Genomic DNA, 12669 nt, shown 5'->3' with positions numbered 1-12669 from the left:
GCACGCATGCCTCCAGGTGACCCATTCCTGTACGGGCAGTCACAGATCGTAGTCGCGCGGAGGCCGGCGAACTGGCGAACGGCTCTATGCGGTGATCAGCGAGGAGGGCCGGAAATGTTCAGATCAGCCCGGTGGAAGTCGTTCTGGGTGGCCTCCAGGCCGCGGGTCATCAGCGACTCCACCACGTCGGCCGCCCGGTCGACAAGGAAGGGCAGGTCCTTGCGCTCCATGGTGGCGAAGTCCCTGAGCACGAAGGAGGCGGCGTCCATGCGGCCCGGCGGCCGCCCGATGCCGAAGCGGACCCGCAGGTAGTCGCGGGTGCCGAGGACCTTGGTGATCGACTTGAGCCCGTTGTGCCCGTTGTCGCCGCCGCCGAGCTTGGCCCGCAGCGCGCCGTAGGGCACGTCGAGCTCGTCGTGCACGACGATCAGCCGGTCCGGGCCGATCTTGTAGAAGTCGGAGAGCGCCTTGACGGGACCGCCCGACAGGTTCATGTACGTGAGGGGCTTGGCCAGGATGGCGCCACTCGTCTCGCACACCTCGGCCCTGCTCTTGTGGGCCTTGAACCGCCCGCCGGCCCTGGCCGCCAGCTCGTCGAGCACCATGAAGCCCGCGTTGTGCCTGTTGCCCGCGTATCCGGGTCCTGGGTTGCCCAGTCCGGCGATCAGCCAGCGATCCATATGCACCCCTTGCAGCGGAACGGGGCGGCTCGCGCAGTGCCGCCCCGTTCACTGGAGAACGTGTTACTCGGCGGCGGGGGCCTCGGCGGTCTCGCGCTCGGCGGCGGCCACGATCTCCAGGCCCTCGGCGGCCGCTTCCTCCTCCGTCGGAGCCTCGATCGGCTTGTTGATGACGTGGAGGACGACGGCCTCGGGGTCGGCGATCAGTGTGGCGCCCTGCGGCAGCCGGAGCTGGCCGGCGGTGATCACGGTGCCGATCACCAGGCCCTCGACGTCGACCTCGACGCCGGTCGGGATGTTGGTGGCCTCTGCCTCCACGGCGACGGAGACGAGCTGCTGGTCGAGCAGGCCATCGGAGTTGACGTCGCCGACCGTGGTGACCGGGATCTCGACGGTGACCTTCTCGCCGCGCCTGACCAGGAGCAGGTCGACGTGCTCGACGAAGCCCTTGATCGGGTCGCGCTGGATGCCCTTGGGCAGCGCCAGCTCGTCGACGCCGTCACCCTTGAGGTGGATCAGCACGTTGGGCGTGCGGAGCGCGAGCAGCACCTCGTGGCCGGGCAGGGTGAGGTGCTTGGTGTCGGTGCCGTGCCCGTAGAGAACGGCGGGCACCTTGTCGGCGCGGCGGATCTTACGGGCGGCACCCTTGCCGAACGCGGTGCGCGACTCGGCGGCGATACGTACTTCGGACATGACATCTCCTAGGGATGCTTGGGGATCGATTCGTTTGCGGCGCTCACCCTCACCCGCCCTAGCGGAAGGCGTTACGAGCGCAACCCCAAGATTCTACCCGCTGGCCGGCCTTCGGCCGACCAGCCAAGGTGCTGCGTCTAATTGTTCACTCGCTTCGCTCACTCACGTATCGCCCTCGAACAAGCTCGTGACCGAGCCGTCCGTGAAGACCTCCGTGATCGCGCGGGCGATGAGCGGCGCGATCGACAACACCGTCAGCTTGTCGAACCTGTTGGCCTGCGCCAGCGGCAGCGTGTTGGTGACGATGACCTCGGAGATCCGGGAGTTCTTCAGCCGGTCGACCGCGGGGTCGGAGAAGACCGCGTGGGTGGCGGCGGTGATCACGTTGGTGGCGCCCTGCTCGTAGAGGGCGTCGGCGGCCTTGCAGATCGTGCCCGCGGTGTCGATCATGTCGTCGATCACCACGCACGTGCGGCCGCGTACGTGTCCGACCACCTCGTTGACCTTCACCTGGTTGGCCACGTCGAGGTCGCGGCGCTTGTGGATGAACGCCAGCGGCGTGCCGAGCGTGTCGGCCCAGCGCTCCGACAGCCGGACCCGGCCGGTGTCGGGCGAGACGACCGTGGTGGTCTCCAGGTCGAGCTTGTTCTTCAGGTAGCTCTCCAGCACCGGCATGGCGAACAGGTGGTCCACCGGGCCGTCGAAGAAACCCTGGATCTGGGAGGTGTGCAGGTCGATCGACATGAGCCGGTCAGCGCCCGCGGTCTTGAACAGGTCGGCCATCAGCCTGGCCGTGATCGGCTCGCGGCCCCGGCCCTTCTTGTCCTGGCGGGCGTAGCCGAAGAACGGCATGACCACGGTGATGCGCTTCGCGGAGGCCCGCTTCAGCGCGTCTACCATGATCAGCTGTTCCATGATCCACTTGTTGATGGGTCCGGTGTGGCTCTGGATCACGAAGGCGTCGCAGCCGCGTACGGACTCCAGATAGCGGGCGTAGATCTCGCCGTTGGCGAAGTCGATCAGTTTGGTGGGGGTGAGTGAGACGCCGACGTGCGCGGCCACCTCGTCGGCCAGCTCTGGATAGGCCCGCCCGGAGAAGAGCATGAGATTCTTCTCACCCGGCTGCTTGATGCTGGTCACTGCTGTTTCTCCTGCTCTTGCTCGGCCAGCGCCCGCTCGGCGGCCGCGGCCGACTTCGTGCCCGCGCGCCTGCGCAAGACCCATTTCTCGACGTTGCGCTGTCGCGCCCTCGCCACCCCCATCGCGCCGGGTGGCACGTCGCCGTCGATGACGGAGCCGGCGGCGGTGTAGGCGCCGTCTCCGACCGTCACCGGGGCGACGAGCATGGTGTCGCACCCGACGAACGCGCCGTCGCGTACGGTGGAGCGATTTTTGTTGACCCCGTCGTAGTTGACGAACACCACGGCCGCGCCGATGTTGACGTCGTCGCCGATCGTGGCGTCGCCCGCGTAGGACAGGTGGGGCACCTTGGAGCGCTCGCCGACCTGGGTGTTCTTCATCTCGACGAACGTGCCGGCCTTGGACTTGCTGCCGAGCACGGTGCCGGGGCGCAGGTAGGCGTAGGGGCCGACGCTGGCCTCCGGGCCGATCTCGGCGCTGTCGCAGACGGCGTTGCGGACGACCGCGCCCTCGCCGACCCGGGTGTGGGTCAGCGTGGTGGCCGGTCCGACCTCGGCGCCGGTCTCGATGACGGTGCTGCCGTGGAGCTGGGTGCCGGGGTGGACGACCGTGTCGGGGGCGATCCGCACGCCGACGTCGATCCAGGTGCTGCCGGGGTCGATGATCGTGACACCGGCGCGCATGTGGGCGTGGAGCAGCCGCTCGTTGAGCACCTTGCGGGCGGCGGCGAGCTGCACACGGTCGTTGACGCCCTCGACCTCGACGAAGTCGGCCGCCACGCAGGCGCCGACCCGGTGGCCGTCACCGCGCAGGATGGCCAGCACGTCGGTGAGGTATTCCTCGCCCTGGGCGTTGTCGGTGGACACGCGCTTGACGGCGTCGGCGAGCAGCAGGCCGTCGAAGGCGTAGATGCCGGAGTTCATCTCCCTGATGGCGCGCTGCTCGGCGCCGGCGTCCTTCTCCTCGACGATCTCCAGCACGGCGCCCGCCTCGTCGCGGATGATCCGCCCGTAGCCGGTCGGGTCGGGCACCTCGGCCGTGAGCACGGTGACCGCGTTGCCATCGGTGGCGTGCCGTTCGAGCAGCTCGGTGAGGGTCTGGGTGCGCAGGAGCGGCACGTCCGCGTACGTGACCAGGACCGTGCCGGAGATCGTGCCGACCTCCTCGAGCACGGTGCGCACCGCGTGGCCGGTGCCGCGCTGCTCCCGCTGGACGACGGCGCGCGCGTCGGGGCTGGTGGCGGCCAGGTGGCCGCCGACCCGCTCCAGCGCGTGGCCGATGACCACGATGAGCTGCTCGGGACCGAGGTCACGGGCGGCTGAGAGCATGTGGTCGACCAGTGCGCGGCCACACAGCTCGTGCAGGACTTTCGGGGTCTGGCTCTTCATCCGGGTGCCCTCGCCTGCGGCGAGGACGATGACGGCGGCCGGGCGCGGCACACTCACGGACTGAGGCTCCCTGTGGCTGGACGGATCAGGGCACTTGGTACGGCTACCGCACCGCAACCCTCCCGACACCGTGAGGATACCTGGCCCCACCATGAACATTCTCGCGGGGGAGCGCCTCAATGCTCCCGGAAGAGGACTCGAACCCCTACAAAGTGGACCAAAACCACTTGTCCTGCCGATTAGACGATCCGGGATGGATCGGACACGTGGTGTCCGACACACCTCATACGATACCGAGCCCGCACCCGCCCGCGCGCCCGTAATTACACCGCACATCCGGCTCGGGGGTGAACTTCCCTGGTCACAGCGGTTGCGCGGCGCGTCGCCCTATATAACAGACCGCCCAAAAAGGCGCAAGCCACGAACCCCACCCACCTTGTACGGCGGAGCGTCGCCTTCCCCACATTCCCGGCTTAGGTCTTCCTTACTTACGATGGCGTAGGTTACGGTTGCGTAGCCAGGACATTCAACCCATACATGCCGTTGGAGGTAGCCCATGACCGTTCTCGCCGAACGTCCAGCACCTGCACCGAAGCCGGATTTCGAACCCGAGCCGAGGTCCAAGGCAGAGCTCGTCATCTTCGCACTCGTCGTCGGACTACCCCTGATCGCGATCGCGGCGGCGGTGCCGCTGGCGTGGGGATGGGGACTCGGCTGGACGGACATCGCGATCGCCTTCGTCTTCTACGTGGTCTCGGGCCTCGGCGTCACCGTCGGGCTGCACCGCTACTTCACGCACGGCTCGTTCAAGGCCAAGCGCGGGCTGAAGATCGCGATGGGCATCGCGGGCAGCCTCTCACTGGAGATGTCGGTGCTCGACTGGGTGGCCACGCACCGCAAGCACCACAAGTTCTCCGACAAGGAGGGCGACCCGCACTCGCCGTGGCGCTTCGGCCCCGGCTTCAGGTCCATGTCCAAGGGACTGCTGTACGCCCACATGGGCTGGCTGTTCGAGAGCGAGCGGACCAACAGGGAGAAGTACGCCCCCGACCTGTGCAAGGACCCGGACGTCGTCAAGCTGCACAAGTGGTTCCCCCCGCTGGCCCTCGTCTCGATCCTGCTCCCCGGCGTGCTGGGCCTGCTGCTCACCTGGTCCTGGCAGGGCGCGCTGACCGCGCTGTTCTGGGGCTCGCTCGTACGCGTCGGGCTGCTGCACCACGTGACCTGGTCGATCAACTCGATCTGCCACGTCTTCGGCGAGGAGGACTTCCAGGTACGCGACAAGTCCCGCAACGTGTGGTGGCTGGCCATCCCCTCCTTCGGCGAGTCGTGGCACAACCTGCACCACTCCGACCCGACCTGCGCCAGGCACGGCGCGCTCAAGGGCCAGATCGACCTGAGCGCCGGGCTCATCCGCATCTTCGAGAAGCTGGGCTGGGTGCACGACGTCCGCTGGCCGACGGCCGAGCGGCTGGCGGCGAAGCGCATTGCCTGACGTCAAACAGCCGATGAGCGGTCACGCATCCGTGGCCGTCATTATGGAGACCGTGACCGAACCCCGATCTCGCAGGCGCATGTCCGGTAGCGAGCGACGAGAGCAGCTGATCCGCATCAGCCGCACGCTCTTCTCGGAGAAGGGGTTCGACGGGACCTCTATCGAGGAAATCGCAGCTACCGCACAGGTGTCGAAACCCGTGGTGTACGAGCATTTCGGCGGCAAGGAAGGCGTCTACGCGGTCGTGGTCGACCGCGAGATGCAGAAGCTGCTCGGCATGATCACCGAGGCCCTGTCCGCCACCCATTCACTGATCAAGCTGGAGCGGGCCGCGCTGGCCCTGCTGCAGTACATCGAGGAGAGCAGCGAGGGCTTCCGCATCCTGGTGCGCGACTCGCACGCCGCCTCGGGCACGGGCACGTTCGCGAGCCTGATCAGCGAGATCGCCAGCCAGGTCGAGGACGTGCTGGCCGACGAGTTCTCCGCACGGGGCTACGACCCCAAGCTCGCGCCGATGTACGCGCAGATGCTGGTCGGCATGGTGGCGCTGACCGGGCAGTGGTGGCTCGACGTGCGCAAGCCCGGCCGCGAGGAGGTGGCCGCTCACCTGGTCAACTTGGCCTGGAACGGCCTGACCGGGCTCAACCCCAATCCGGCGATCACCGCCGCGACGCGCGAGCACGCGGCCGCCAGGCCGCGCACCAGCGAGAAGGAGCAGCGCGAGCTGGAGAAGGCCAGGGAGAAGGAGCTCAAGGAGGCCGAGAAGGTCCGCCAGCGGGAGCTGAAGGAGGCCGAGAAGGCCCGGGTGCGCGAGCTGAAGGAGCGCGAGCGGCTGCTGAAGGATGCGGAGAAGGCCCTCGAGCGCGAGGACAAGATCCGCCAGCGGGAGGCACGGCTGGCCGAGCGCGCCGCGCGGCTCGAACAGGCGGAGCCGCCGCCGGCGGGAAGCCCCTGAGCAGCGGGGTTGTTGGGCATAGGCAAAGGTAGTCGTTGCGGCTACGTTAACGTTCTGTTCAACCAAATGGGGCAATATACGCCATATGTCCGCGGAACCAATCCAGCCTGCAAACGACCTGCCCCTGCCACAGGAGCGGTTCCTCAACCGCGAGGAGAGCTGGCTCCAGTTCAACGAGCGGGTGCTGGAACTGGCCGAGGACCCGTCGATCCCGCTGCTGGAGCGGGTGCGCTTTCTGGCGATCTTCGCGAGCAACCTGGACGAGTTCTTCCGGGTACGGGTGGCGGGGCTGAAACGGCGGATGGCCACGGGCCTGCTGTTGCGGACCAAGAGCGGGCTGAAGCCGCGCGAGGAGCTGGCCAGGATCGCGACGATCGCGGACGAGCTGGCCAGGCGGCACGCGGCGGCCTTCCACGACAAGATCTGCCCGCAGCTGGCGACCGAGGGCATCGCGGTGGTCCGGTGGGACGACCTGGGCCGCGAGGAGCGTACGGAGCTGCGCAAGCTGTTCAGGGAGCGGATCAGGCCGGTGCTGACGCCGCTGGCCGTGGACCCCGCCCACCCGTTTCCGTATATTTCCGGGCTCAGCCTGAATCTGGCCGTCCTGGTGCGGAATCCGGCAACCGATCACACGGTTTTCGCCAGGGTCAAGGTTCCGTCGCAGTTGCCCAGGTTCGTACCAGCCTCTAAAGACAGATTTGTCCCGCTTGAGGATGTTATTGCGGCACATCTGGGACAGCTCTTCAAGGGCATGGAGATCCTCCAGCACCACGCCTTCCGCGTCACCAGGAACGAGGATCTCGACGTGGACGAGGACGTCACCGAGAACCTCATGCAGGCCCTGGAGAAGGAGCTGCTCATGAGGCGGTTCGGCCCGCCCGTGCGGCTGGAGGTCGAGGACACGATCACCCCCGAGGTGCTGGCGCCGCTGGTGGAGGAGCTGGAGCTGGCGCCGCACGAGATCTACCGCCTGCCGGGGCCGCTCGACCTGTCGGGCCTGCACGCCATCGCCGACCTGGACCGGGGCGAGCTCGGCTACCGGCCGTTCGTGCCCGCGGAGGTGATCAACGCCGAGGACGACCTCTTCTCGATCCTGCGCGAGCGCGACGTGCTGCTGCACCACCCGTACGATTCGTTCGCCACCAGCGTGCAGCGCTTCATCGAGGTGGCCGCGGCCGATCCCAGGGTCCTGGCGATCAAGCAGACCCTCTACCGGACCAGCGGCAAGTCCCCCATCGTGGACGCGCTGATCGACGCGGCCGAGGCGGGCAAGCAGGTCGTGGTGGTCGTGGAGATCAAGGCCCGCTTCGACGAGCACGCGAACATCTCCTGGGCCCGCAAGCTGGAGAAGGCCGGCTGCCACGTCGTCTACGGCGTGGTCGGGCTCAAGACGCACTGCAAGCTCGCCCTCGTGGTCCGCCAGGAGGCCTCGGGCGAGCTGCGCCGCTACTGCCACATCGGCACCGGCAACTACAACCCCAAGACCGCCAGGCAGTACGAGGACTTCGGCCTGCTCACGGCGGACCCGCTGGTCGGCGAGGATGTCACGGACCTGTTCATCCACCTGACCGGCTACTCCAACCACTCCGCCTACCGCCGGCTCCTGGTCGCGCCGCACTCCATGCGCAGCGGGCTGCTGGCCAGGATCGAGCGCGAGATCGCCCATCAGGAGGCGGGGCGGCCCGCCCGGATCAGGATCAAGACGAACTCGCTGGTGGACGAGCCGATCATCGACGCCCTGTACCGGGCGTCGAGGGCCAGCGTCCCGGTGGACGTGTGGGTGCGCGGCATCTGCATACTCCGCCCAGGAATTCCCGATTTGTCCGAAAATATCCGCGTAAGGTCGATCCTGGGGCGGTTTCTTGAGCATTCCCGGGTGTACGAGTTCGGCCTGGGACGGCGGCCCGAGATCTGGATCGGCAGCGCCGACCTGATGCGCAGGAACCTGGATCGCCGCGTCGAAGCCCTGGTCAAGGTGACGGCGCAGCAGCACAAGGCCTATCTCATCGAACTGATGGACCTGGCCATGGCCGAGACCACGAACGCGTGGTGGCTGAACTCCGATGGCACGTGGGCCCGCCACGAGGGCGAGGACCTGCAGAGCCATCTCGTCGGGACCCGACGTTGGAGGACCGTTGATGACTGACCTGCTCCGCGCCGCCGGAGCCGTGGTCTGGAGGGGCGAGGAGACCCGCCCCGAAGTGGCCGTCATCCACCGACCGAACTATGACGACTGGACCTTCCCCAAGGGCAAGCTGAAGTCCGGCGAGCACGTGATCGCCGCCGCCCTGCGCGAGGTGCGCGAGGAGACCGGGCTGACCGTCCTGCTCGGCCGCGCCCTGCCGCCCATCCACTACATGAGCGCCGACCGGCTCAAGCGGGTCGACTACTGGACGGCGCAGGTCTTCGCCGACGCGGGGTTCGTCCCCGGTGATGAGGTGGACGAGCTGCGCTGGCTGCCGGTGGAGGAGGCCAGGCGGCTGCTGACGTACGAGTGGGACGCGGGGCTGCTGCGGGCCCTGCGGGTCGCGCCGCTGGAGAGCGTGCCACTCGTCCTCGTACGGCACGGCTCGGCCGGTTCCAGGAGCGAGTGGCACGACGAGGACACGCTGCGCCCGCTCGACACCGACGGCGCCTCCCAGGCGGCGAACCTGGCCACCGCGCTGCCCGCCTACCGGCCCGAACTGCTGATGAGCTCACCCAGTGCCCGATGCGTCCAGACGCTGGAGCCGTACGGTAGCGAGATCAAGGTCGAGCCGCTGCTCAGCGAGGAGAGCCAGGATCCGCAGAAGACGCCCGCGCTGGTCAGGGACGTCGGCGTGGCCGCGGCCGTGTGCAGCCACGGCAAGGTGCTGCCCGGCCTGATCCGCACGTTGAGCGGCAAGGACGTGCACCTGCGCAAGGGCGCGTTCGCGGTGCTGCACAGGACGGGCGAGCAGGTCGTCAGCGTCGAGCGCTACGCGACCTGATCACCAGGTGACGGGCAGTTCCGCGAATCCGTCCGCGATCCTCCCCTCGGTGCGCGGCAACTCGTCGGCGGGCATCGCCGGCCGTCGAGCAGACTGCCGCGTTCGAAGGGTATGACCGGCATGCTCATAGCAGTTTCCTCACTGCCTTGACCGTTTCCGCCCAGACTCTGGGGAAGTCGGCGTGAGCTCGCTCGGCCGTGTTGCGCTCGATCCCGATGAGCAGCCCGTACGTGAAGGTGTCCTCGCCTGCCTGCCGGGCGCTTTCCGCCTCCTTCGCCAGCGTTTCCTGCGCGACCACGCCGTCCTGGTGCGTCCCCAGTATTTCCTGGATGTCCTCGGCGAGCTTGGCCAGCTTGCCCATGTCCCTGCCGAGGGTGGGTTGCAGCGCTTCGGCGGTGTAACGAGCACGTTTGGCCGCCTTGCGCACGTCGTGCATGGCGATCTCGCGGCGTTCGAGGTCTTCGATGGCCTGGGCCGTGTCGTAGGCCCTGGTCACCCTGTCCCAGTTGGCCGCCGCGATGGTGCTGAGCCTTTCCTGCGCCGGCTTGGCCGCCGCCTTGCCCAGGCTCGGATTGGCGACGAGCTCGTCGAGCGCGTTAAGGAGAGTGTAGTAGCGGTCGCCGCTGAGCACCTCTTTGATGCGCTCGTACGCCTCTTGCTCGCGTTTGTGCAGATCCGCGCCGAGCCTGGTCTGGATGGGGCCCGTGACCAGCTCCGGAGCCAGGGTGGCGAGTTCCCTGGCGAACCTGGCTCTGGTCACCTCCAGGTCGCGGGCCTCGCCGAGCACCGTGCCGAGCCAGCGCAGCTCCTCCTGGAGCTCGTCGGTGTCGATCACGACCGCCTTGAACGCCTTCAGGGCGCTGCGCAACCTGCGGGCGGCCACCCGCGCCTGGTGCACGGCGTCGTCCTCGGCCCGGCGTACCCGCGGGTCCTGCGAGAGGAGGGCGGCGACCTGACTCGCGAGGTAGTCGACGACGATCTCGCCGGCCGTGCCCGGTTTGGTGGGGGCTTTGGCGGGCGGAGCGGGTTCGAGCAGTTTGGCGAGCTTGCTGGCGGCCGCGGAGGGCGTCGCGCCCGCCTTCCTGAGCCGCTTGCCGACCTTGGCCAGCAGCGCCTGCGTGCCGCCGTCGAGCAGTTCCGCCTCGACCTCGCGCCACCGTACGACCTTGGGCTCGTCTTTGAAGACCGTGCCCTTGACGTGGTCGTCGGCGATCTCGACCAGCTTGGTGTCACCGTCGAGCAGCACGGTGACGCTCCTGTGGGTGTCCAGCTCGGCGACCTGCTGGAGCTCGGCGCCGCGGGTGTAGGCGCGGACGAGTTCGGCCAGTTCGTGGGGCACGACCTTGGTGCTGCGGGTGAGCGGATGGGTGATCTCCTGCCGCACGCCCTTGGCCTTGGGCAGCTTCAGGTGCCAGCCGGGATCGGAGCCACCGCGTCTTCGCCTGAGCGTGACGCCTCGGGCGGCCAGCCGGAGATCGGGCGTGTCATAGTAAAGCGCCACGAGCTGGTAGTTCTTGGGGCCCACGACGTCGGCCAGACCGCTCAGGTCCGGAATCACATACTCGGGGGGAACGTCGAACTTGTCCTCGATCTCGATGCCCACTGCACCTCGCAAGTGTCCGATTTCGGACAATCATGCCACCGCAAGGTGAACATCACACCAACTGCAGGAGCTCGATTCTGTTCCCGACCGGGTCCGAGACGTAGATTCGGCGATACCCCGGGAAAAGGTCGTCTGGGATGGCGTCCGGCAGTTTGGCGGCGTACACGTCGATGTCGTCCACCACGAACGCGGGGTGCGCCTTGCGCGCGGGCCTGAAGTCGTCCTCGATGCCGAGGTGGACCTCGACGCCCTCGCCCCTGAACCAGGCGCCGCCGCGCCTGGCCAGTTCGGGCGGCTTGGGCACCTCGCGCAGGCCGAGCACACCCTCGTAGAACTCCCTCAACAGCGGCTCGCTGCCTGCGGGCGCGGCGAGCTGGACGTGATGCAGCGCTCTGATCATTTCTGCGCCACCACGAAGATTCGCCTGAACGGGAAGGGGGTGCCGTAGCTCCTGGCCGGGTACGCCTCGGCGAGCGGCTTGGCGAGGTCCTGCTTGAAGCGCCGCTGCTCATCCTGGTCGAGCAGGTCCAGGATCGGGCGCAGGGCGGTGCCTGAGACCCAGTCGAGAACCGGGTCAGCGCCGCGGAGCACGTGTGTGTAGGTCGTCTCCCACGCGTCCACCTGGCAGCCGCAGTCGTTGAGCAGGTCGAGGTAGTCGACGGGGTCGCCGACCGGGTTCGCCCTGGTGACGTCGCCGAGCCGGTCGGACCACGCGCGGGAGGCGCACAACTCGCGGATGGCGACGTGGCTGGGGGCGTCGAAGTTGCCCGGCACCTGGAAGGCCAGCCAGCCGCCCGGGGCCAGCGCCTCGACCCAGTGCTCCAGCACGTCGCGGTGCGCGGGCACCCACTGCAGGACGGCGTTGGAGACGATCACGTCCATCGGCCGGTCGGGACGCCAGGTGTCCACGTCGGCGACCGCGAACCTGACCGGCGTCTCCAGCTTGCGGGCCTTGGTGATCATCGCGGGCGAGGAGTCGAAGCCCTCCACGGTCGCGCGGGGCCAGCGTTTGCCGAGCTCCACGGTGAGTTCGCCGCTGCCGCAGCCGGCGTCCACGACATAATCGGGATCGACCGCCCCGACTCTGGAGATCAGCTCGATGAACGGCCGCGACCGCTCGTCCGCGTAGACGGCGTAGGTCTCTGGGTCCCAGATATCTCTTGACATGAAGATAATTGATATCGAGAGAGATATCTCGATGTCAAGACAGTACACTCTGTGTCATGACGGAGGATGCTAGAGACGAGGTCGACCGCCTCGTCGCGGCTTGGCGAGCGGAACGTCCCGACCTCGACGTCGAGCCGCTCCAGGTGCTCTCCAGGGTGTCACGACTGGCCAAGCATCTCGACCGCGCCAGGCGGGCGGCGTTCGCCGAGCACGATCTGGAGCCGTGGGAGTTCGACGTGCTGACGGCGCTGCGGCGGGCGGGCAAGCCGTACGAGCTCAGCCCGGGGGCCCTGTTGCGGGCCACGCTCGTCACCTCCGGGACCATGACCAACCGCATCGACCGGCTCGCCCAGTCGGGGCTGGTGCGGCGGCGGCCCGATCCCGAGGATCGGCGGGGGGTGCTGGTGTCGCTGACCGACACGGGGCTGACCAGGGTGGACTCCGCCTTCGCCGACCTACTGCGGCGGGAGCACGACCTGCTGTCCGGGCTGGGGCCCGACGATCAGCGCTCGCTCTCCTCCCTCCTGCGCACGCTGCTCACCCCCTTTGACTCTCCTCGCTGAATCTTTTTTACGCGGG

The 12669-nt window shown here is 68.1% G+C and carries 12 protein-coding genes and 1 tRNA gene; 5 read left to right on the top strand and 8 right to left on the bottom strand.

All coding sequences use genetic code 11. The features are described from left to right. Positions 1–95: 95 nt before the first annotated feature. The 5 genes from pth to ACFLIM_RS11600 form a co-directional block, all read right to left on the bottom strand. Entirely contained in the window at positions 96–680 is a 585-nt protein-coding gene (pth, locus tag ACFLIM_RS11620; RefSeq protein WP_393164512.1) for an aminoacyl-tRNA hydrolase, read from the bottom strand. A gap of 63 nt (positions 681–743) precedes the next feature. Next, the gene (locus ACFLIM_RS11615; RefSeq protein WP_393164511.1) at positions 744–1373 is read right to left on the bottom strand and encodes a 50S ribosomal protein L25/general stress protein Ctc; all 630 of its coding nucleotides are present in this window, start codon (positions 1371–1373) and stop codon (positions 744–746) included. A gap of 162 nt (positions 1374–1535) precedes the next feature. Further along, the gene (locus ACFLIM_RS11610) at positions 1536–2513 is read right to left on the bottom strand and encodes a ribose-phosphate diphosphokinase (RefSeq protein ID WP_393164510.1); all 978 of its coding nucleotides are present in this window, start codon (positions 2511–2513) and stop codon (positions 1536–1538) included. Next, positions 2510–3958 carry a bifunctional UDP-N-acetylglucosamine diphosphorylase/glucosamine-1-phosphate N-acetyltransferase GlmU gene (gene glmU, locus ACFLIM_RS11605; protein ID WP_393164509.1) on the bottom strand — a complete coding sequence of 483 codons (1449 nt, stop codon included), beginning with the start codon at positions 3956–3958 and terminating at the stop codon, positions 2510–2512. Before glmU ends, ACFLIM_RS11610 begins: the two co-directional genes overlap by 4 nt. A 125-nt stretch (positions 3959–4083) precedes the next feature. Continuing rightward, a tRNA-Gln gene (locus ACFLIM_RS11600) sits at positions 4084–4155 on the bottom strand. Positions 4156–4457: 302 nt separating this feature from the next. On the opposite strand from ACFLIM_RS11600, the gene ACFLIM_RS11595 reads away from it, so the two are divergent. From ACFLIM_RS11595 to ACFLIM_RS11580, 4 genes are all read left to right on the top strand, one after another. Continuing rightward, positions 4458–5396, top strand: a complete 939-nt coding sequence (locus ACFLIM_RS11595) for an acyl-CoA desaturase (protein ID WP_393164508.1) — start codon at positions 4458–4460, stop codon at positions 5394–5396. A gap of 43 nt (positions 5397–5439) precedes the next feature. Further along, entirely contained in the window at positions 5440–6351 is a 912-nt protein-coding gene (locus ACFLIM_RS11590) for a TetR/AcrR family transcriptional regulator (protein WP_393164828.1), read from the top strand. A gap of 85 nt (positions 6352–6436) precedes the next feature. Beyond that, a complete protein-coding gene (locus tag ACFLIM_RS11585; RefSeq protein ID WP_393164507.1) occupies positions 6437–8497 on the top strand; it encodes an RNA degradosome polyphosphate kinase in 2061 nt (686 codons plus the stop codon). After that, positions 8490–9320 (top strand): NUDIX hydrolase, encoded by an 831-nt coding sequence (locus ACFLIM_RS11580; RefSeq protein WP_393164506.1) that lies wholly within the window; start codon positions 8490–8492, stop codon positions 9318–9320. The genes ACFLIM_RS11585 and ACFLIM_RS11580 overlap by 8 nt, the downstream gene beginning before the upstream one ends. A gap of 124 nt (positions 9321–9444) precedes the next feature. On the opposite strand, the gene ACFLIM_RS11575 is transcribed toward ACFLIM_RS11580, so the two are convergent. From ACFLIM_RS11575 to ACFLIM_RS11565, 3 genes are read right to left on the bottom strand one after another with little or no spacing between them, the layout of a single operon-like run. After that, positions 9445–10923, bottom strand: a complete 1479-nt coding sequence (locus ACFLIM_RS11575; protein WP_393164505.1) for a CYTH and CHAD domain-containing protein — start codon at positions 10921–10923, stop codon at positions 9445–9447. 52 nt (positions 10924–10975) lie between these two features. Beyond that, positions 10976–11323, bottom strand: coding sequence for a glyoxalase (locus tag ACFLIM_RS11570; protein ID WP_393164504.1), 348 nt, complete (start codon positions 11321–11323; stop codon positions 10976–10978). Then, on the bottom strand, positions 11320–12090 hold the full coding sequence (locus tag ACFLIM_RS11565) for a trans-aconitate 2-methyltransferase (protein ID WP_393164503.1): 771 nt from the start codon (positions 12088–12090) through the stop codon (positions 11320–11322). The genes ACFLIM_RS11570 and ACFLIM_RS11565 overlap by 4 nt, the downstream gene beginning before the upstream one ends. A gap of 56 nt (positions 12091–12146) precedes the next feature. On the opposite strand from ACFLIM_RS11565, the gene ACFLIM_RS11560 reads away from it, so the two are divergent. Next, a complete protein-coding gene (locus ACFLIM_RS11560; protein ID WP_393164502.1) occupies positions 12147–12653 on the top strand; it encodes a MarR family winged helix-turn-helix transcriptional regulator in 507 nt (168 codons plus the stop codon). Positions 12654–12669: the final 16 nt, after the last annotated feature.

The organism is Nonomuraea marmarensis, assembly GCF_043197025.1.
GTDB classification, from domain to species: domain Bacteria; phylum Actinomycetota; class Actinomycetes; order Streptosporangiales; family Streptosporangiaceae; genus Nonomuraea; species Nonomuraea marmarensis.
The sequence above is the reverse complement of the archived record's forward strand: the minus strand, read 5'-3'. Positions and strand labels throughout refer to the sequence as shown.

Coding starts and splice junctions, on each gene's coding strand:
- ACFLIM_RS11580 (WP_393164506.1), top strand. CDS start 8,490: ATGACTGACCTGCTCCGCGCCGCCGGAGCCGTGGTCTGGAGGGGCGAG.
- pth (WP_393164512.1), bottom strand. CDS start 680: ATGGATCGCTGGCTGATCGCCGGACTGGGCAACCCAGGACCCGGATAC.
- ACFLIM_RS11565 (WP_393164503.1), bottom strand. CDS start 12,090: ATGTCAAGAGATATCTGGGACCCAGAGACCTACGCCGTCTACGCGGAC.
- ACFLIM_RS11560 (WP_393164502.1), top strand. CDS start 12,147: ATGACGGAGGATGCTAGAGACGAGGTCGACCGCCTCGTCGCGGCTTGG.
- ACFLIM_RS11570 (WP_393164504.1), bottom strand. CDS start 11,323: ATGATCAGAGCGCTGCATCACGTCCAGCTCGCCGCGCCCGCAGGCAGC.
- ACFLIM_RS11595 (WP_393164508.1), top strand. CDS start 4,458: ATGACCGTTCTCGCCGAACGTCCAGCACCTGCACCGAAGCCGGATTTC.
- ACFLIM_RS11590 (WP_393164828.1), top strand. CDS start 5,440: ATGGAGACCGTGACCGAACCCCGATCTCGCAGGCGCATGTCCGGTAGC.
- ACFLIM_RS11615 (WP_393164511.1), bottom strand. CDS start 1,373: ATGTCCGAAGTACGTATCGCCGCCGAGTCGCGCACCGCGTTCGGCAAG.
- ACFLIM_RS11585 (WP_393164507.1), top strand. CDS start 6,437: ATGTCCGCGGAACCAATCCAGCCTGCAAACGACCTGCCCCTGCCACAG.